General features: G+C 72.7%; 20 protein-coding genes and 1 tRNA gene. 14 read left to right on the top strand and 7 right to left on the bottom strand.

The genetic code is table 11. The annotated features are described in order from the left end of the window. The first annotated feature begins 86 nt into the window (after window positions 1-86). The 4 genes from AB0J69_RS05685 (at window position 87) to AB0J69_RS05670 (ending at window position 3,183) form a co-directional block, all read left to right on the top strand. A tRNA-Ala gene (locus tag AB0J69_RS05685) sits at window positions 87-159 on the top strand. A 488-nt stretch (window positions 160-647) separates the two neighbouring features. Beyond that, window positions 648-1,964, top strand: coding sequence for a hypothetical protein (locus tag AB0J69_RS05680; protein WP_364113229.1), 1,317 nt, complete (start codon window positions 648-650; stop codon window positions 1,962-1,964). A gap of 73 nt (window positions 1,965-2,037) precedes the next feature. Next, window positions 2,038-2,289: a hypothetical protein gene (locus tag AB0J69_RS05675; protein WP_364113227.1), complete on the top strand. Its 252-nt coding sequence runs from the start codon at window positions 2,038-2,040 to the stop codon at window positions 2,287-2,289. 9 nt (window positions 2,290-2,298) lie between these two features. Continuing rightward, complete coding sequence (locus AB0J69_RS05670) at window positions 2,299-3,183, top strand: MarR family winged helix-turn-helix transcriptional regulator (RefSeq protein ID WP_364113225.1); 885 nt, start codon at window positions 2,299-2,301, stop codon at window positions 3,181-3,183. Between the two features lie 28 nt (window positions 3,184-3,211). Here the strand turns inward: AB0J69_RS05670 and AB0J69_RS05665 are convergent, their stop codons facing one another. The 4 genes from AB0J69_RS05665 to AB0J69_RS05650 all read right to left on the bottom strand — a co-directional run bounded on the left by AB0J69_RS05665 (window position 3,212) and on the right by AB0J69_RS05650 (window position 5,624). Further along, window positions 3,212-4,075 (bottom strand): pyridoxamine 5'-phosphate oxidase family protein, encoded by an 864-nt coding sequence (locus AB0J69_RS05665; RefSeq protein ID WP_364113223.1) that lies wholly within the window; start codon window positions 4,073-4,075, stop codon window positions 3,212-3,214. Beyond that, window positions 4,075-4,518, bottom strand: coding sequence for a VOC family protein (locus AB0J69_RS05660; protein WP_364113221.1), 444 nt, complete (start codon window positions 4,516-4,518; stop codon window positions 4,075-4,077). The genes AB0J69_RS05665 and AB0J69_RS05660 overlap by 1 nt, the downstream gene beginning before the upstream one ends. Window positions 4,519-4,602: 84 nt before the next feature. Beyond that, window positions 4,603-5,175, bottom strand: a complete 573-nt coding sequence (locus AB0J69_RS05655) for an ABATE domain-containing protein (protein WP_364113219.1) — start codon at window positions 5,173-5,175, stop codon at window positions 4,603-4,605. Between the two features lie 47 nt (window positions 5,176-5,222). After that, on the bottom strand, window positions 5,223-5,624 hold the full coding sequence (locus AB0J69_RS05650; RefSeq protein ID WP_364113217.1) for a hypothetical protein: 402 nt from the start codon (window positions 5,622-5,624) through the stop codon (window positions 5,223-5,225). 82 nt (window positions 5,625-5,706) lie between these two features. On the opposite strand from AB0J69_RS05650, the gene AB0J69_RS05645 reads away from it, so the two are divergent. Genes AB0J69_RS05645 through AB0J69_RS05635 form a run of 3 tightly spaced genes read left to right on the top strand, consistent with a single transcriptional unit; the run spans window position 5,707 to window position 8,286 of the window. Then, window positions 5,707-6,156, top strand: coding sequence for a MarR family transcriptional regulator (locus tag AB0J69_RS05645; protein WP_364113215.1), 450 nt, complete (start codon window positions 5,707-5,709; stop codon window positions 6,154-6,156). A 46-nt stretch (window positions 6,157-6,202) separates the two neighbouring features. Then, the gene (locus tag AB0J69_RS05640; RefSeq protein WP_364113213.1) at window positions 6,203-6,850 is read left to right on the top strand and encodes a TetR family transcriptional regulator; all 648 of its coding nucleotides are present in this window, start codon (window positions 6,203-6,205) and stop codon (window positions 6,848-6,850) included. Next, the gene (locus tag AB0J69_RS05635) at window positions 6,838-8,286 is read left to right on the top strand and encodes an FAD-dependent monooxygenase (protein ID WP_364113211.1); all 1,449 of its coding nucleotides are present in this window, start codon (window positions 6,838-6,840) and stop codon (window positions 8,284-8,286) included. The genes AB0J69_RS05640 and AB0J69_RS05635 overlap by 13 nt, the downstream gene beginning before the upstream one ends. 9 nt (window positions 8,287-8,295) lie before the next feature. On the opposite strand, the gene AB0J69_RS05630 is transcribed toward AB0J69_RS05635, so the two are convergent. Together AB0J69_RS05630 and AB0J69_RS05625 are read right to left on the bottom strand one after the other, a co-directional pair. Then, window positions 8,296-9,117 (bottom strand): SAM-dependent methyltransferase, encoded by an 822-nt coding sequence (locus AB0J69_RS05630; RefSeq protein WP_364113209.1) that lies wholly within the window; start codon window positions 9,115-9,117, stop codon window positions 8,296-8,298. Between the two features lie 83 nt (window positions 9,118-9,200). Beyond that, entirely contained in the window at window positions 9,201-10,151 is a 951-nt protein-coding gene (locus AB0J69_RS05625) for a helix-turn-helix domain-containing protein (RefSeq protein WP_364113207.1), read from the bottom strand. 70 nt (window positions 10,152-10,221) lie between these two features. Here AB0J69_RS05625 and AB0J69_RS05620 point away from each other — a divergent pair, with 70 nt between their 5' ends. Together AB0J69_RS05620 and AB0J69_RS05615 are read left to right on the top strand one after the other, a co-directional pair. Beyond that, window positions 10,222-11,490 (top strand): MFS transporter, encoded by a 1,269-nt coding sequence (locus AB0J69_RS05620; protein ID WP_364113205.1) that lies wholly within the window; start codon window positions 10,222-10,224, stop codon window positions 11,488-11,490. Further along, a complete protein-coding gene (locus tag AB0J69_RS05615; RefSeq protein WP_364113203.1) occupies window positions 11,487-12,158 on the top strand; it encodes a peptidyl-tRNA hydrolase in 672 nt (223 codons plus the stop codon). Before AB0J69_RS05620 ends, AB0J69_RS05615 begins: the two co-directional genes overlap by 4 nt. On the opposite strand, the gene AB0J69_RS05610 is transcribed toward AB0J69_RS05615, so the two are convergent. Next, window positions 12,148-13,116, bottom strand: coding sequence for a DUF3616 domain-containing protein (locus tag AB0J69_RS05610; protein WP_364113201.1), 969 nt, complete (start codon window positions 13,114-13,116; stop codon window positions 12,148-12,150). The two genes, AB0J69_RS05615 and AB0J69_RS05610, sit on opposite strands and share 11 nt — an antisense overlap. Before the next feature lie 170 nt (window positions 13,117-13,286). Between AB0J69_RS05610 and AB0J69_RS05605 the strand changes: the two genes are divergently transcribed. From AB0J69_RS05605 to AB0J69_RS05585, 5 genes are all read left to right on the top strand, one after another. After that, complete coding sequence (locus AB0J69_RS05605) at window positions 13,287-14,117, top strand: hypothetical protein (protein ID WP_364113199.1); 831 nt, start codon at window positions 13,287-13,289, stop codon at window positions 14,115-14,117. A gap of 38 nt (window positions 14,118-14,155) precedes the next feature. Continuing rightward, window positions 14,156-16,153 (top strand): ATP-dependent zinc metalloprotease FtsH, encoded by a 1,998-nt coding sequence (ftsH, locus tag AB0J69_RS05600; RefSeq protein WP_364113197.1) that lies wholly within the window; start codon window positions 14,156-14,158, stop codon window positions 16,151-16,153. 69 nt (window positions 16,154-16,222) lie between these two features. Then, window positions 16,223-16,819: a DUF937 domain-containing protein gene (locus tag AB0J69_RS05595; RefSeq protein ID WP_364113195.1), complete on the top strand. Its 597-nt coding sequence runs from the start codon at window positions 16,223-16,225 to the stop codon at window positions 16,817-16,819. 16 nt (window positions 16,820-16,835) lie between these two features. Next, window positions 16,836-17,417: a nucleoside triphosphate pyrophosphatase gene (locus AB0J69_RS05590; protein ID WP_364113193.1), complete on the top strand. Its 582-nt coding sequence runs from the start codon at window positions 16,836-16,838 to the stop codon at window positions 17,415-17,417. A 10-nt stretch (window positions 17,418-17,427) separates the two neighbouring features. Then, window positions 17,428-18,162, top strand: a complete 735-nt coding sequence (locus AB0J69_RS05585) for an EI24 domain-containing protein (protein WP_364113191.1) — start codon at window positions 17,428-17,430, stop codon at window positions 18,160-18,162. Window positions 18,163-18,289 lie beyond the last annotated feature (127 nt).

The following is an 18,289-nucleotide window of genomic DNA, read 5'->3' as shown; positions in this document are numbered from 1 at the left end:
GTCGAGCCGCCCTGTGGGGGGGCTTCGGGCGATTCGCGAGTGTGCATCGGGGGTCGCGAAGTCGGCTACACTCGTACACGAAACAAGGGGCTATGGCGCAGTTGGTAGCGCGCCTCCATGGCATGGAGGAGGTCTGGGGTTCGAATCCCCATAGCTCCACAGGTGCGAAAGAGGGCCGTTCCCGTCATCCGGGGGCGGCCTTTTTCGCATGTGCGGGGAGCCGTGGCGCCGCATTGTCGGGTGTTCACCTGACACGCTCGCGCATCGGTCGTCCGTAGGCTCGCAACCGCTTCTCCGAAAGGTTGCCGATGTCCACCCCGTACCCGCCCTCATCGGGGCCCGCGCCAGCCTGGCCGCCGCAGGGGTTCGGCATGGCCGGGGCAGCGGGCGCGCACCCGGGCGGCTTCCCGCCGCCCGGGGCGCCGGGACCGCCTGGAGGGCCGGGGCCGCATGGAGGGCCGGGATCGTATGGAGGCCAGGGACCGCATGGGGCGCCGGGGCCGCATGGGGCGCCGGGGCCGCATGGGGCGCCGGGACCGCAGGGGGGCGGCTTCCCGCCGCCCGGAGCGCAGGGCAGGCACGCGGGCGGGCACCGGCCGCCTCCCCGGCGTGGTGGCGGGGGCTCGAAGGGGCCGCTGATCGCCTTGGTGGCCGTGGCCGCCGTCGTGCTGCTCGCCGCCGGTGCGGCCGGGATCTGGTTCTTCCTCCAGAGCAGACAGCCCGAACCCCCGGCGAGCTCGACGGGGGAGCGGCGCAGAACGGTCACGTCGCCGTCGCCGTCGGCCAAGCCGGTGAAACTGCGGGCGGTCACCGGCGACCAGCTCTGCTCCGCCGTTCCGGACGCCCTCCGCAAGAGCCTGGTCACCGACGGCCGGTACGGCGGGAGGCAGGCGTCCACGTCGGCCGCCACCGAGACCGAGAAGCGGGCCGCCTGCGCGTGGCACAACAGCAAGATGGACGTCGGCGGCGGCGTCCTGGGCCATCGCAGCCTGACCATCGCGGTCTCGGCCCGGAGCCCGGATGGCGGCAGCGCGCTCGACCACGCCAAGGACCGGTTCGAGGCGGACCGGAAGGGGCACGAGCGGCGGGTCAACGTCCGCGACGGCAAGCGGACCGACGGCAGGACCTCCGGCTCGGCGTTCGGCGAGCTCAAGGAGCTCGACCACGGCGACGCGTCCTACAGCCAGAGCTCGATCGGGCACAGCGGGCTCAAGGCCGCCGTGTTCGTCCGCCAGGGGCCCTGGCTGATCCAGGTCGAGTACGGCGGCAGCAACCGCACCGGCGCCAAGTACCCCTCCGGAGACGAGGTCCGGGCCGCGGCCGGGAAGGTCGCCGAGCGGGTCACCGCGGAGATGGCCAAGGCCGCCGGCAAGGTCAAGCTCGACGGGCCGTGCGCGATCCTCACGGCCGGGAACGTCGAGTCGGCGCTCTTCCGCACCGCCGAGGGCCCGTCGGTCGGCGGGAGCGACGGCCGCATCAAGCACACCACCTGCACCTGGCGGATCAGCGAGGAGGTCGCGCACGAGCCCGGCCAGGAGTTCACCGCCAGGGGTGGCGAGCTGCGCGTCCACCTGGTCGACTGGGGCGGCGGCGACTCCGGGGCGAAGTTCCAGTTCGACCGGGAGGCCGCGAAATACGACCGCTACCGCGCCAAGGGCGGCATCGGCGACACCACCACCCACACGGACTACGAGCCCCGCCGGCAGCTCTCCGGGCTCGGCGAGCAGGCGTTCGTCGTGCTCTCCTCGACCACCAGGCCGAACAAGCCGGACGACAAGCCCATGCGGGAGATCCTGGTCAAGGTGCTGACCGGCGACCGGACGGTCGATCTCACCTTCAGGGGCACGACGGCCGGGGGTGGCGTCGTCGGCGCCGACGGCTACCAGGAGCCGGTCCTCGAGCCCGCCGCCGCGGAACGGGCCCTGACCAAGCTGGCCAGGACGTTCGTCACCGGCCTGAAATGAGCCCCGGCCCCTCAGGGCCCGCCCGCCGGCCCGCCTGATGGAAATATCGAACTGGAGTTCGTACACTGGGATCATGACTCCTGTGGAACTGCCCGAGATCTGGAGGCCGCCCATCGTGGAGCACGCGATCCGCGACGGCGCGGCCCGCTACCTGCTCGCCTGGGGCGACGACGCCCAGGGGGCGCGGTGGGGATACCTGCTGTGGCCGCCGACGACGCTGGAAGCGCGCTGGGTGCGCTGGGAGGAGATCCACCCGGTCGCGGGCGAGGACTACAGCGCGGTCCCGATCGCCGACCCCTTCACGTGGGAAGCATTCTCTGACTAAAGTCAGAGAATGGACGGCACGGCGATAAGGCAGGTGCGCCGCTTCCAGCGGACCGTGACGCAGCGGATCGGCGCGCTCAACGACAGGTTCCTGGCCCGGGACCGGCCTCTTGGCCAGTCCCGGGTGCTCTGGGAGATCGGGCCGGAGGGCAGCGAGATCCGCGCCCTGCGGGCCCGGCTCGACCTCGACTCCGGCTACATGAGCAGGCTGCTGCGCTCCCTGGAGGCCGACGGGCTCGTCGTGGTCGAGGGGAGCGGCCCCGACGGCAGGGTGCGCACGGCCCGGCTCACCCCGGCCGGGCTGGCCGAGCGGGAGGAGCTCGACCGGCGCTCCGACGAGGCGGCCGCCGCGATCCTCCAGCCGCTCCCCGCCGACTGCCGCGAGCGCCTGGTGGCCGCGATGGGCGAGGTCGAGCGCCTGCTGGCGGCCTCCATGGTCGCGATCGACGCGCTCGACCCGAGCCATCCCGCCGCCCGGCACTGCATCCGCGCGTACGTCGCCGAGCTGGCCCGCCGCTTCGACGACGGCTTCGACCCGGAGCGCAGCATCCCGGCGGGTGACGAGGAGTTGCGGCCGCCCGCCGGGATGCTGCTGGTCGCCACGCTGCACGCCGAGCCCGTGGGCTGCGTGGCGCTGAAGCTGCACCCCGGCGACGCCATGGCCGAGATCAAGCGGATGTGGGTCGACCCGGCCGCCCGCGGGCTGGGGCTGGGGCGCCGGCTGCTCGCCGAGGCCGAGGCCCGCGCGGCCGGGCGCGGCGCCCGCATGCTGCGGCTGGAGACGAACCGCGCGCTCACCGAGGCGATCGCCCTCTACCGGGCCGCCGGCTACGCGGAGGTCGCGGCGTTCAACGACGAGCCCTACGCCCACCACTGGTTCGAGAAGCGGCTGTGACCCCGCGGTGGACGCCCGAGCCGCCTCCTCACACGGGTGGATTGAAGCGGTGGTATCCGGGGGCGGTCCATCCGGCGGGCAGGGTGCCGGCGAGGTGGACGTACTCGTCGACGTCGAACCGCACCACCGGCCGGTCCTCCCCCCACTCCACCCGGGCCCGGCCGGTGAGGTGCAGCGTCTCGCCACGCTCCCAGTCGGGGAACAGCAGCCCGGCTGCCGGGTCGAGCTCCAGGTTGCCCAGGGTCATGTACATGCCGTTGCCCGGGTAGTCGGCGAACTCCAGCGAGCGCGGGCCGGTGACGCGGACGAAGCCGGGGTTGCCGCCCCGGTGCGACACGTCCGCGCCGAAGCCCTGGGCGCGGGTGGCGATGAAGAACGTGTCCGCCGCCGCGATCCAGTCCAGGTGCCGCCGCCCCAGGGAGTCGCCCCGGCCGAGACCGGCGGGCGTGCCGGGCTCTGCTATGGGCTCGCGCGTCTGGATGTATTTCGGGCAGTTGGCGTAGACCTGCTCGGTCCAGACCACGAGGGAGTCCCCCGCGCGTACGGCGGTGCCGTTCACGCGCATCCTGCGCCGCGTGTGCGGCTCGATGGCCAGCAGGCCCACGTCCCGCTCCGCCGCGAACAGCCCGTGCAGCGGGTCGCCGGCGGCGGGCAGGGCGTGCAGCACGAGCGTGCGGTCGTCCTCCGGGGCGGCGAACCCGGCGGGCCCGGTGAGCACGCCCGCCCAGAGCCGCCCGAGGTCGTCGGCGGCGCCGGCCACGATCATCCGCTGGTTCCGCAGGAACCCGGCCGCCACCTCGGGGATCTCCGCCCGGGCGCGGGCGCTGCCGTGGTCCTCCAGCCGCACCCCCGCCCGCCGCTGCACGGCGACCTCTCCCGGATGCCTTCCCATTAGAAGAACCCGCAGGTCGGCGCGTCGGAGGCGGGCGCGGGCCGGTCTCCGCCGCCGTCGGGAGCGAAGATCTCCAGCCGGATGCCGTCGGGGTCCTCGAAGAACACGCCGCCCGAGGAGGCCCCCTCGCGATGCGGGACGATGCCGCCGTGGTGCAGGGTCGCGCCCAGCTCCTTGATCACCGTCTCCGCGCGCCGCACCGCGTCGAGGTCCGCCACCTGGAACGACAGGTGGTGCAGCCCCGGCCGGCTGGTGGCGAAGCGGCCCTCGCTCTGCTGCCACAGCGTCAGCACGAGCGTGCCGTCCTGCGCCAGGACCGCGTAGCGCCGCCCGTCCTCCTGGGACTCGCCCGCCACCGTGAACCCGAAGACGCGCCCGTAGAACTCCTTGGACTTGTCGAGATCGGTGACGTTGAGCCCGATGTGCCCGGTCTGGAAGGACATCCCACACTCCTCTAACGCTTGCCTGGCTGATTTGCCGTTAGAAGAACTATAACGGCAAATTCCGTCCCTTGGCGTTAGAAGGGGTCATTTCTTGTGTTCCCGGTAGTGCCTGGCCGCCCGGGCACGGTTGCCGCAGGCCGTCGAGCACCACTCCTGGCGTGGGTGTTCCTTGACGAAATAGAGCACGCAGCGCGGGGCCTGGCACGTGCGCAGCAGGCTCCGGTCCGGGCTCGCCAGGAACTCCACGGCCGCCGTGGCGAGCCGGCCGCGCAGGAGTGCGGACTCGTCCGCCCCGGCGGCGGGGGTCGTGGTGAGGGCCGGCTCGCCGTTCCAGGACAGTTGCGGGGCCGTGGGCGCGGCCAGGGCGGTGGCGTTGACCAGGGCCAGCGCCTTCTCGAACGCGGGCAGGTCCGGCGCGTCCGCCCGGCTCGGCGGGTCGGGGCTCACGGCCCTGGCGAACAGGGCGCGTACGGCCTGGCGCAGGTGTACGGTCTCCTGCCGCAACTCCTCCGTGGCCGTGAAGCCCGGGTCCAGGCCCAGGTCGGCCGCGTGCTCGCGGACCCAGGCCGTCATGCCGTCCACGCCCGACAGGTGGTCGACCGGGCCGGACCGGTCGGCCCTGATCGTGCTGACAAATTCCAGGATCAGGTAGGACATCTCCTCAATCTAACGCCAAACAGCACCTGCACCCGTGAGACGCCGGATCACGCCTCTCTCGGCCGGGTGAGGAGGCGGGCGGCCAGCAGTCCCAGCACCACGATGCAGAACAGGTCGAACCAGACGCTGAGCGGCGACAGGTCGCCCCGGATGGCCGCGTTGGGCAGGATCAGCGCCAGGAACGTGGTCTTGCCCGCCACGGCGGCCAGCGAGGCCGCCAGGCGCACGGGCGGGTGGAAGGCGGCCCACATGATGGCGGCCCCGAGCAGGAGTTGCAGCATGCCGCGGTGCTGCAGCAGCGCCTGCGTCATCGGGGCCGGGTCGGCCACCCCGTAGTTCCAGTCGAGGATGCCCACGTTCACCAGGGCGAGGGCGGGCAGCGTGGTGATGGCGCCGATCAGCGCGAGTAACACGCGCAGGGCGGGTTCGGCGCGGGCGGGCAGAGACATGGGAGAACCTCCTGGCGAGTGACGACAGCCGTCAGCATAGCTGACGAATTTCCGGAAGCTCAAGGGTCCTACATTGGACGGCATGAGTGAGCGTGGCGCGGCTGAGCGGATTTCCACGGCCACCGGCTACATGCTGGTGCGCATCGGCGACTTCGCGCGGCAGCGCATCGAGGAGGAGCTCGCCCGCTGGTCCATCACCGGCAAGGAGCTGCGCGTGCTGGCCTACGCGCACGACGCCGCCAGGTCCCAGCGCGACCTCACCGCCGTCTCGCGCATGGACCGCACCACGATGACCGCCGTGATCAACAAGCTGGAGGAGCTCCAGTACGTACGCCGCGTCCGCAACACCGCCGACCGGCGCAAATACCTGATCACGGTGACCGACGAGGGCGCCCGCGTCGTGGCGGCCGCACTGGCCCACATGGCGGAGGCCGAGGCCGCCTTCCTCGGCCCGCTGACGCCCATCGAGCGCTCGCTGCTGAACAACATGGTCGCCCGCCTGTACGCCGCCCACGACCCAGATTGTGCGTGACCAGAAAATTTTCGCATCACGCAAATATTTGCGGTAGGCTCGCGGCATGAGCGGACTGAGAGAGCGGAAGAAGCAGGCCACGCGCGAGGCGCTGATGACGGCCGCCCTCCGGCTGGCTCTGGAACGAGGGCTGGAGAACGTGCGCGTCGAGGACATCGCGGCCGCGGCCGGGGTTTCGGCGAGGACGTACAACAACTACTTCGCCAGCAAGTACGAGGCGATCACCGCCCGCCACACCGACCGCGTGCTGGGAGCCGTGACCGCGCTGCGCGCCCGGCCGCCCGGCGAGCCCTTCTGGGAGGCCGTGACCGAGGCCATGGTGCTCCCGTGGGAGCAGCACGCGGGCACCGCCGACGCCGCCCCGCCCGCCGAGCTGCTGGCGAGCATCCGGATGCTGAGCGACGAGCCCGCGCTGCGGGCGGAGTCGCTGCGGGTGGCGTTCGCGGCCGACGGCGAGCTGGCCGCGGCCGTGGCCGAGCGCAGCGGCACCAACCCCGCTCGCGACCTCTACCCCCACCTGGTCGCCGCCGCCGTGACCGCCGCGGTGCAGGCGGCGGTCGGCCACTGGCTGCGCGCCGACCCTCCGGTCCCGCTCGTCCCGCTGCTGCGCGACTCGCTGCGCGCGCTGGCCGCGGGCCTGCCCGCCCCTTCCGGACCCCCTTCGCAACAAGGAGAGACCTCATGGACGTCGTGATCGCCGGCGGTGGCCCCAACGGGCTGATGCTGGCCTGCGAGCTGAGCCTGGCCGGGGTCCGCCCCACCGTCGTCGAGCGCCTGCCGCGGCGCAGCGACCAGCCCAAGGCCAACGGGATCGTCGGCCAGGTCGTCAGGCTGCTGCGCCTGCGCGGCCTCACCGACCAGGAGGCGCCGATGCCCGGGTTCGTGTTCGGCGCGATGCCGCTGGACCTGGCCGGGCTCGACGACAACCCGCTCCACGGGATGGGGATCAGCCAGCCCGCCCTGGAGGAGCTGCTGGAGAAGCGCGCGACCGAGCTCGGCGTGCGGATCAGGCGCGGGCACGAGCTGGCCGGTCTCGCCCAGGACGACGCGGGCGTGACGCTGGAGCTGGCGGGGCCGGACGGGCGCTACGAGCTGCGCACCCGCTACCTGGTGGGCTGCGACGGGGCGCACAGCGCGGTCAGGAAGCTGGCCGGCATCGGCTTTCCCGGCGTCAGCGCCGCCGATGTCGTCAGCCGCACCGCCCACGTCACCGTGCCGGGCGCGGTGGTCCGGCCCGAGCGGGCCGAGCTGGAGGTGCCGGGGGTGGGCACGTTCGGGTTGTGGACGTGGCACAGGACCGAGCGCGGCGCGTACGCGATGCTGCCGGCCGGGCCGGGCCTGCTCATGGTGGCGGCGATGGAGTGGGACGCCGGCGCGCCCGGCGAGGACGTGCCGATGACCGTCGCGGAGCTGCGCGGGAGCCTGGCCCGCGTGCTCGGCGTGGACGTGCCGCTGGCCGGCCCCACCGGCCCCGGCCCGCACCTGCTCAGGCGGCTGAACGGCCGCAACACCCGGGTGGCCGACCGCTACCGCGAGGGCCGCGTGTTCGTGGCCGGCGACGCCGCGCACGTCCACTCGGCCATGGGCGCGCCCGGCCTCAACCTGGGCCTGCAGGACGCCGCCAACCTGGCCTGGAAGCTGGCCGCCGAGGTGCACGGCTGGGCGCCGCCCGGGCTGCTGGACACCTACGACGCCGAGCGCCGCCCGGCCGCCGGGCGGGTCGCCATGCACACCCAGGCCCAGCTGGCGCTGGCCGCGCCCGGCTCCGCGGTCACGGCGCTGCGCGAGGTGTTCGGCGAGCTGCTGGGCGACCCGGGCGCGCGGCGCCGCATCGCCTCCCTGCTGGCCGGGTCGGACGTGGCCTACCCGATGCCCGCGCCGCCGCACCCGCTGGTCGGCCGGTTCCTGCCCGAGCTGCCCGCCGGTCCGGCGGCCCGGGCCCGGCCGGTGCTGCTGGACGCGACGGGCGGCCTGCGCGTACGCCACGGCCGCGTCGACGTCGTGCCCTCCGGCGGGCCGGAGGCCGTGCTGGTGCGGCCCGACGGCTACGTGGCCTGGGCGGGCACGCCGGACGAGACCCTGGACGAGGCCCTGGACACCTGGTTCGGCGAGACCCTGGAGGCCGCGTAGGCGCGGAGGTCAGACGCGGCCGACCCCCGCGAGGATGCCCGACTTGACGAAGTCGTACGTCCCGTCGGGGGAGGCGTCCGGGGTCCAGTCGGCGACCGGCACGACGCCGGGGCCGAGCAGTTCCAGGCCGTCGAAGTAGGCGGTGATGCCGGCGCGGTCCCGGCGGGCCAGGCCGCCCGAGGTGGTGCCCGAATAGACCTGCTGGCCCGCGCGGGTCTCGTCGTCGGTGGCGTTGCCCGCGTACAGGTGGGAGAGCACCAGGTGGCAGCCCGGGCGCAGGCGCTCCCGGACGCGGGCGGCGATGCGGGCGGCCTCGGCGTCGTCGGGGACGAAGTGCAGGACGGCGACCATGAGCACCGCGTACGGCTCGTGGAGGTCGAGGTGTCCCGTGACGAGCGGGTCGTCCAGGATCGCGTCCGGGTCCCTCAGGTCGCCCTCCAGCGCGATCACGTCCGGTTCCCTGGCCAGCAGCGCGCGGGCGTGGGCGAGCGCCATGGGGTCGTTGTCCACGTAGACGACGCGGGAGCCGGAGACGTGCCGCCGGGCGACCTGGTGCACGTTGTCCTGGGTCGGCAGCCCGGCGCCGATGTCGACGAACTGGCGCACGCCCGCCTCGGCCAGCATGCGTACGGCGCGGCCGAGGAAGCCGCGGTTGGCCAGGGCGATCTGCCGGGCGTCGTTGCCCATCCGCCGGCCGAGCTCGATCATCTTCTCGGCCGCCTCGCGGTCCGCGGCGAAGTTGTCCCGGCCGCCGAGGTAGTAGTCGTACATGCGGGCGACGCTGGGCACGTGCGGGTTGATCCCGGCGGGTAAGTGGTCCGCCTCGGCCATGTGACGACCCTTTCCTTGATCCTCTTCTCCGGATTCTAGGCGGAATGGGAGCAATTGCCGCAAGTCCTGCGATGAGCGGCCGATCAGGCGCGCCGGAAGGTGTGCCGGTAGGCCAGCGGCGGCACCCCGACGGCCGCGTGCAGGTGCTGGCGCAGCGAGACCGCCGTGCCGAAGCCCGAGCGCCTGGCCACCTCCTCCACGCCCAGGTCCGTCGTCTCCAGCAGGTGCCTGGCGTGCTGCACCCGCTGCCCGTTGAGCCACCTGGCCGGGCTCACGCCGGTCTCCTCGCGGAAGCGCCTGGTGAACGTGCGCACGCTCATCCTGGCGTGCTCGGCCAGCGCGTTCAGGTCGAGCGGGGCGTCGAGGTGGGCGAGCATCCAGTCGCGGGTGGCCGCCGTGCCGCCGCCGGTGCCGTACGGGAGGGGCCGGTCGATGTACTGGGCCTGGCCGCCCTCCCGCCACGGCGGCATGACGCAGCGCCTGGCCGTCCGGTTGGCCACCTCGCTGCCGTGGTCGCGCCTGACCACGTGCAGGCACAGGTCCAGGCCCGCCGCCACGCCGGCCGAGGTCAGCACGTCTCCGTCGTCCAGGAACAGCACGTCGGGATCCAGCTTGACCTGCGGGAACAGGCGAGAGAAGCGGGCCGCCTCGCGCCAGTGCGTGGTGGCCGGGCGGTCGTCGAGCAGGCCCGCCGCCGCCAGCACGAACGAGCCCGTGCAGATCGACATCGTCCTGGGCCGTCCCTGCAGGGCCGCGGACAGCGTGTCCGAGATCGTGCCGTCCTTCAGCGCGCGGCCCGCGTGGATGCCGGGCACCAGGACGGTGTCGGCCGTGTCGAGCACGTCGAGGTCGTGGTCGGGCAGCACGCTGTAGCCCGCGCTGCACCGCACCGGCGCCCGCCCCTCCGAGCACGTCACGACCTCGTACAGCTTCTCGCCCGCCGGTGTCTCCGCCGCCCAGAACACCTGGCCGGGCACCCCGAGGTCGAGCGGGGCGAAGTGGTCGAGCACGACGACCGCGATCCGATGGGTCATGGCCAGATTCTTTCACATATTGGCTATCCGGCCACTCGAACCATGTAAGGGGATAAATCAGTATTGGCGCATGACAGCGAGCACCACCGCCCCTACCCGCCGCCGACTGCACCGGGCCTGGTTCGTCGCGGCCGTCGCCTTCGTGGCGATCCTCGGCGCCGCCGGCTTCCGCGCCACCCCCGGCGTGCTCATCACCCCGTTGCGGGAGGAGTTCGGCTGGTCGGCCGGCACGATCTCGCTGGCCGTGTCGATCAACCTGGTGCTCTACGGACTGACGGCCCCCTTCGCCGCCGCCCTGATGGACCGCTTCGGCATGCGCCGCGTGGTCGCCGTCGCGCTCCTGCTGATCGCCGCGGGCAGCGGGCTCACCGTGCTGATGACGGCGAGCTGGCAGCTGCTGCTGTTCTGGGGCGTGCTGGTGGGGCTCGGCACCGGGTCGATGGCGCTGGTGTTCGCCGCGACCGTGGTGGACCGCTGGTTCGTCCGCCACCGCGGCCTGGTCACCGGCGTTCTCACGGCGGCCGGCGCCACCGGGCAGCTCGTCTTCCTGCCCGTGCTCGCCCAGCTCGCCGTGGGGCCGGGGTGGCGCTTCGCGTCGCTGACCGTGGCCGCGGCGGCGCTGGCCGTGGTGCCGTTCGTGTGGTGGCTGCTGCGCGACCGGCCCGAGGACGTGGGCACGACGGCGCTCGGCGCCGACCCGGACGCGCCGCGCCCCGCGCCGCAGGGCAAGGTCAACGCGGCCGTCAGAGCCGTCTCCGTGCTCGCCGCGGCGGCCAGGACGCGGCCGTTCTGGCTGCTCGCGGGCGGCTTCGCGATCTGCGGCGCGAGCACGAACGGCCTGGTCGGCACCCACTTCATCCCCGCCGCCCACGACCACGGCATGGCCGAGCCCGTCGCGGCCGGGTTGCTGGCGGTCATCGGCATCTTCGACATCGCGGGCACGATCGCCTCGGGCTGGCTCAGCGACAAGATCGACCCGAAGGTGCTGCTCGGCGTCTACTACGGGCTGCGCGGGCTGTCGCTGATGGTGCTGCCCAGCCTGTTCGCGGCCACGACCGAGCCCAGCATGCTGATCTTCATCGTGTTCTACGGCCTGGACTGGGTGGCGACCGTGCCGCCCACGGTGGCGCTGTGCCGCCGGATCTACGGTGCCGACGGGGCCGTGGTGTTCGGCTGGGTGTTCGGCTCCCACCAGGTCGGCGCGGCGATCGCCGCCGTCGGCGCCGGCCTCACCCGCGACCACCTGGGCGCCTACGACCTGGCCTGGTACGGCGCCGGCGCCCTCTGCCTCCTCGCCGCCGGCATGTCCCTGGCCATCGGGCATGCTAGAGGGCGATGAACCCGGAACCGAACACAGAGCTGTACGTCCTGCCGCTGGTCGTCAGGATCGAGCGAGCCACTCCTCCTGAGCGCACCGACGCCCTGGAGGCGGCCGCCATGGCCGTGCTGAGCCTGCTGGACGACCCGGGGGAGTGGGCCGCCGAGCTGCACGCCTGGCAGTCCACCGGGAAGATCCGCAAGGTGGTGCGCCGGGCCAGGGGCGCCGAGTGGAGCAGGGCGCTCGCGCTGCCGGGCCGCACGGTCGAGCACCGTACGGCCGAGGTGCGCGTGCACCCGCCCGTGCCGCTCGACGACTGGCCGCGCGACCTGGCCCGGCTGCAGGTGTCGGGCACCGAGCTGACCGACACCGCCGGCCCCGGGCCGGCCGAGCCGCCGGTGCTGTGGGCGAACCCGGCGCTGGAGATGTCCGCCGGCAAGGCCATGGCCCAGGCCGGGCACGCCGCCCAGCTCGCCTGGTGGGCCAGCGACGCGGAGGAGCGGGCGGCCTGGCGCGAGCGCGGCCTGGCGATGTCCGTTCGCACGGCCACCGCGCAGGGTGACTTCGACGCCATGGCCGCCTCCGGGCTGCCCGTGGTCCGCGACGCGGGGTTCACCGAGATCGAGCCGGGCTCGTGCACCTTCGTCGCCGACGCCCCCTGGCTCCGCGGGCGCGTCGCTAGATCGTGAACACGTCCGCCAGCACGCCGCCGGCCGGGGTGATCCGGGCCGGCGACGGGCTGTCGTAGACGATCATGAGCCTGCCGTCCGCCAGCCGCGCCAGCCCCTCCGGGTGGTCGCAGCCCACGCCGTACGGCAGCTCCACCACGGCCTCCAGCTCGTCCGCCGGGACGATGCCCGGCCGCTTGCGGCCGAGCCGCCAGCGCAGCACGCGTACCGGCCCGTCGAGGTCCATGGTCGGCCCGGCGAGCAGCAGCAGCGAGTCGCCGTCCGGGCACATGTCCCGCACGCCGAGCCCGCCCAGGTCCAGGAAGTGCTTGCGGTACGGCTCCCGCAGCCGCAACCGCCCCTTGCCCGCGTCCTCGATCCGCAGCTCCAGCACCACCGCCCAGCCCCGCAGCACGGGACCGCGCAGCCCCAGATAGACGCGGTCCGGCGTGACCGCGATGCCCTCGACGTCGAAGCCGTTGTCCTTGCCCGGCAGCGCCAGGAACGGCCCCAGGTGCGGGTCGTCCTTCAGGTGGGCGGTCAGGTTGGTCGAGCCCGCCAGGATCGAGCCAGGCCCGGGCGCCTCGGTGTCGTGGCTCAGGGGGAGGCGCGCGAGGATGAAGCGGTTCTCCTCCCTGATGACCGTGGCCAGCCGCTCGGCGGCCTTCTCCGGGTCCTTGGACTTGATCTTCTTGCGCTTGAGACCGTGCGAGCCGACCAGCCAGAGGTAGCCGTTCGCCCGGGCCATGCCCTCGATGTCGGCCTCGTCCTCGGGGCCGGCCGGGAGGGTGACGTAGTCGTCGAGCCGGAACGTGCGCTGGGCGCCGTAGTGGTCGCCCGTCCATGTGAGGTGTTCGAAGGTCGCGGTCTCGTCCCCGGCGATCCAGAGGCCCGTTGAGCTCTGCCGGATCGCTGAGAGGTTTGTGTGCGTTTGTGACGCTTGCGAGGCGTGGTCGAATCGCAGCTCAACCTGTTCCACATCGTCATGATTGCACTTCGGTTGCTTCATAAGCGCAATGGCGTGATTTGTCGTACGCTCCCGTCGTGCTCGATGGGGAAGATGAGATCAAGGGTTCCCGAGTGAGAACCGCTGCGAAGCCCGGGGTCCCCGCTTCCCCGCCCAGGCGCTCCCGCATAGGCGATCTGCGCATGCGGGTGGTGTATCGGGGGCTGGCCGTGGTGGCCGCCGTCGCGGCCGTCGCCGTGGCCGTGGTCCTGGTGCTCCCGTCGGAGCCGGACGAGGTGATGGCGGGGCCGGTAACCGCGCCGCCGGCCGCACCGCCCTCGTCCGGCCCCGCACCGTCGCCCAGCCCGGCGGAGTCCTCCCCCCTGCCGTCTTCCCCGCCGTCTTCCGGGCCGTCTTCCCCGCCGTCTTCTGGGCCCGCCTCCAGCGCCGCCCCGGGGCAGCGCGTGACGCCGAGCCCCGGCTCGTCGCTCGCGCCCGGTTACACGGCCATGGAAGCCCTGTACGCCGACCCGCGCGTCCCCAAGCTCACCAGCGGGGTCAAGCGCATGCCTATGGCCTCGCCCGGCCGGCGGTTCGTCAAGGACACGCGGAGCGGCCTGGCCGTGCCGCGGCTGCCGGGGCCGTGGAAGTCGTACGGGGCGGCGCCGTTCACCACCAAGCAGGTGCTGCCCAAGCAGCGCGGCACGAGCCTGCGCGGCATGTTCGTCACCTGCCCGCTGCCCATCATGGAGCAGAGATCCCCGCGCGACACGGCGCTGCTGGCCGCCCGCTGGACGCTCAACCACCACCCCAAGGGCTCCCGGATCACCTGGCTGGCCTCGCAGCCGGTCAAGGGTGGCTGGATGCTCGCCTACCGCGTCACGTACGGCAAGCACGCCTCGCGGGCGGCCGTCGTGGTCATGGACGGGGGAATGAGCAAGCCCGGACTTGCGTTCGTCACAGTGCCAGACTCGCAGCGCAAGCAGTGGCGTGACATCGGCCGCGTGGCCTCAGGGGTGCGTGTTCTAGGCTAGAAAGATCATGAATGCGGCGATGTGGGGGAGTTGACGCCGTGGAACGCTCTGGACCGCCGCAGGCTCAGGACAAGGGCAAGGGCAAGCCGCCCTGGCGCTCGGAGGGCCTGCCAGGCACACCCGGAGGCCGGCCCAAGATCAATTGGTGGCGCTTCGTCGTCACCCTGCTCGTGGTGTACGCGGGCTTCTTCGTGGTCTCGTCGTTCGTCGACAGCGGATCCGTCGAGACGATCTCGTACACCGAGTTCACCAACCAGGTGAACTCCAAGAACGTCAAGGACATCTACGCCGAGGGCCTGTCGGTCGAGGGCGACCTGCGGTCGGCGGCGAAGAACCCCGAGGGCGGCGCCTCCTACACGAGGTTCGCCACCGAGATCCCGGCCTTCGCCAACACCGACCAGCTCGACCAGCAGCTCTCCACCGGACAGGTCGAGATCACCTCCAAGCCCATCACACGCGGCTTCTTCTCCAACCTGATGCTGTCGCTGCTGCCCGTGCTGCTGCTGGCCGGGCTGTGGATCTGGATCATGCGGCGGGGCGCCAGCATGATGGGCGGCGGCCTGGGCGGGCTGGGCAAGTCCAAGGCGGCCAAGCCGGTCGAGGCCGGGCAGGTGCGCGTCACGTTCGAGGACGTCGCGGGCATCGACGAGGTCGAGAACGAGCTCGTCGAGATCGTCGACTACCTCAAGGACCCCGACAAATACCGCAGGCTGGGCGCCAAGCTGCCCAAGGGCGTGCTGCTGGCCGGCCCTCCCGGCACCGGTAAGACGCTGCTGGCCAGGGCGGTCGCGGGCGAGGCCAAGGTGCCGTACTTCTCGGCCAGCGCCTCCGAGTTCATCGAGATGATCGTCGGCGTGGGCGCCTCGCGCGTGCGCGACCTGTTCGAGGAGGCGCGGAAGGTGGCGCCGTCGATCGTCTTCATCGACGAGATCGACGCCATCGGCCGGGCCCGCGGCGGGGCGGGCGGCATCGGCGGCCACGACGAGCGCGAGCAGACGCTCAACCAGATCCTCACCGAGATGGACGGCTTCTCCGGCGCCGAGGGCGTGATCGTCATCGGGGCCACGAACCGTCCCGAGATCCTCGACCCGGCGCTGCTGCGTCCCGGGCGCTTCGACCGTACGGTGCAGGTGGGCCTGCCCGACGCGGCCGGCCGCACGGCCATCCTGGGCGTGCACACGCGCAGCGTCCCGCTCGACGGCGCGGTCGTGCTCGACCAGCTCGCCAAGACCACGCCCGGCATGACCGGCGCCGACCTGGCCAACCTGGTCAACGAGGCCGCCCTGCTGGCCGCCAAGCGCGGCAAGGACAAGGTCACGATGGCCGACTTCGCCGACGCGCTGGAGAAGCTGCAGCTCGGCGCGGCCCGCAGCATCGTCATGCCGGAGGAGGAGCGCACCAGGACCGCCTTCCACGAGGCCGGTCACGCGCTGCTCGGGATGCTCCAGCCGGGCGCCGACCCGGTCAGGAAGATCTCGATCATCCCGCGCGGCCGGGCGCTCGGCGTCACGCTCTCCACCCCCGACACCGACCGCTACGCCTACGACGAGCAGTATCTCCGCGGCCGCATCACCGGAGCGCTCGGCGGCATGGCGGCCGAGCAGGTCGTGTACGGCGTCATCACCACCGGCGCCGAGAACGACCTCGAACAGGTCACCATGATCGCCCGGGGCATGGTCGGCCGGTGGGGCATGTCGGAGAAGGTCGGCCCGCTGACCATCCTGCCCAACGACGGCCAGCCGCCGCAGGCCTCGCCCGTCACGCTCGCGATGGTGGACGAGGAGGCGCGGCGGATCGTGGACGAGTGCTACGAACGCGCGATCCAGATCCTCACCGACAACCGCGACAAGCTGGACGGGATCGTCGGGGCCCTGCTCGAGCACGAGACGCTCGACGAGGCCGGCGCGTACGCGGCCGCGGGCCTGTCCCGGACGTCCGCCGCGGAGGTCCGCCCGGCCATCGCCGGGGCCTCCGAGAACGGCGTGGCGGCTTCCGCTCCCGGGGGCGGCCCTGCGGTGACCTTTTCCGAGAATTAGGACAATCCGGACGTTCGCCCTGGCCCGGCGAGGGCAGGTCACCCGAGACACACTGATCGGGGGACCGTCGTGACACTGAATGACGAGCTTCTCGCCGGGCTCGGAGACTCAGGACTGGAACAGATCGCCGGGATGCTCGGCACGGACACCCTCACGGCCCGCAAGGTCGTCGAGGCCGTGGCGGGCACCATCGTCGGCGGCATGGCCCGCAACGCCGAACACCCGGACGGCGCCGACGCCCTGCGCGGGGCGCTGGACGATCACATGGACGCCGACCCGTTCAACGGCGACGTGGCCTCGCTGACGCGTGACGGGCACAGCATCCTCGGTCACGTACTGGGCGGCCAGGGGACCGAACAGGCCGCGGCCGAGCTCTCGCAGCTCGCCGGGGTCGGCTCCGGGACCATCATGAAGCTGCTGCCCCTGATCGCCCCGATGATCATGTCGCTGCTGGCCAACCGGGCTGCCAGCCGGGACATGGACGCCGGGGCCGTGGCCGACGACCTCAACCGCGAGCAGTCGTCGATCCCCGGCGGGCTGGGGGAGCTGCTCGGGGGGATGCTGGGCAACATCTTCGGCGGGGCCGTGCCGCAGCAGAGCAGCCCGTACGAGCCGTACCGGACGGAGCGCGAGGTCGCTCCGGGGACGTCGAACCCCGACTGGTGACCGGTAGGCTGGGCCGGTGATCGTTCTGGCCTCTGCCTCCTCCGCCCGCCTGGCCCTCCTGCGCAGCGCCGGGCTCGACCCGAAGGTGATCGTCAGCGGCGTCGACGAGGACGCCTTCTCCGCCCACTCGCCCGCCGCGCTCAGCCTGGTGCTGGCCAAGGCCAAGGCCGAGGCGGTCGCGGAGGGGCTCGAAGAGGGGCTGGTCATCGGCTGCGACTCGATCCTGGAGCTCGACGGCCGTCCCTACGGCAAGCCCGGCACGGCGGAGGAGGCCCTGGAGCGGTGGCGGCTGCTGCGCGGCCGCACGGGCCGCCTCGTCACCGGCCACTGCGTGATCGACGTGCCCGCCGACCGGCAGGTGGCGGAGGTGGCCACCACCGTCGTGCACTTCGGCCGGCCATCGGAAGAAGAGATCGCCACCTACGTCGCCACCGGCGAGCCGCTCGGCCTGGCCGGGGCGTTCAGCATCGACGGGCGCGGCGGCTGGTTCGTGGAGGGCATCGAGGGCGACCACGGCAACGTGCTCGGCATCTCGCTCCCGCTGCTGCGCGAGCTGTTCGCCGAACTGGGCTACGCGGTCACGTCGTTCTGGCGCTAGCCTGCCGGGCATGCGATCAGTGCGCGACTTCATGGCCGGTGTCGGCTTTTTCTTCCAGGGGTTCAGCTGGGTCGCCAAGAACACCCGGTGGTGGTTGTTCGGGCTGATCCCGGCGTTGATCGCGTTCGCCGTCTACGTGGTGGCGCTGGTCTTCCTCGGGACGAACGCGTCGTCCGTGGCCGAGTTCCTGACGCCGTTCGCTGATTCGTGGAGCTGGCGGGAGTCGTTCCGCACGCTGGTGGGGATCGCGCTGTTCCTCGGGGGGCTGGCGCTGGCGGTGCTGACGTTCGCGGCGCTCACGCTGGCGATCGGGGAGCCGTTCTACGAGAAGCTGTCGGCCACGGTGGATCCGCTGGAGGGCGCGGAGGAGCAGCCGTGGTGGCGTACGCTGCCGCGCTCGATCCGGGACAGCCTGGTGACGCTCTTCTACGTGCTGCTGTTCACGATCCCGCTGTTCGTCCTGGGTTTCGTGCCGGTGGTGGGGCAGACGGTGGTGCCGGTCCTGGGCGCCGCCGTTTCCGGATTTTTCCTGACAGTGGAGCTCACGACGCTGGCCCTGGAGCGCCGCGGGATGGCCCGCAAGCAGCGCTTCGCCCTCCTGAGGTCCAACAAGGCCGGCGCGCTGGGGTTCGGGGTGGCGGTGTTCGTCCTGTTCCTGGTGCCGTTCGTGGCCGTCATCGCCATGCCGGCCGCGGTGGCGGGCGCCGCACTGCTCGTACGCACTCGTCTGGCCCCGGCCTCCTAGAGCCTGGCGACAGGGATCTGGTCGCCGAGGCGGGGGGCGGAGACGGCCGAGGGCGAGGCATCTTCGCGTGTACACACTGAACCGAAGATCGCACTGCGACACCCTTCGCGGCGGGATCATCCGGACG

Origin of the sequence: Nonomuraea sp. NPDC049709 (assembly GCF_040674815.1) — a bacterium.
Classification (GTDB): Bacteria; Actinomycetota; Actinomycetes; order Streptosporangiales; family Streptosporangiaceae; genus Nonomuraea.
The sequence above is the reverse complement of the archived record's forward strand: the minus strand, read 5'-3'. Positions and strand labels throughout refer to the sequence as shown.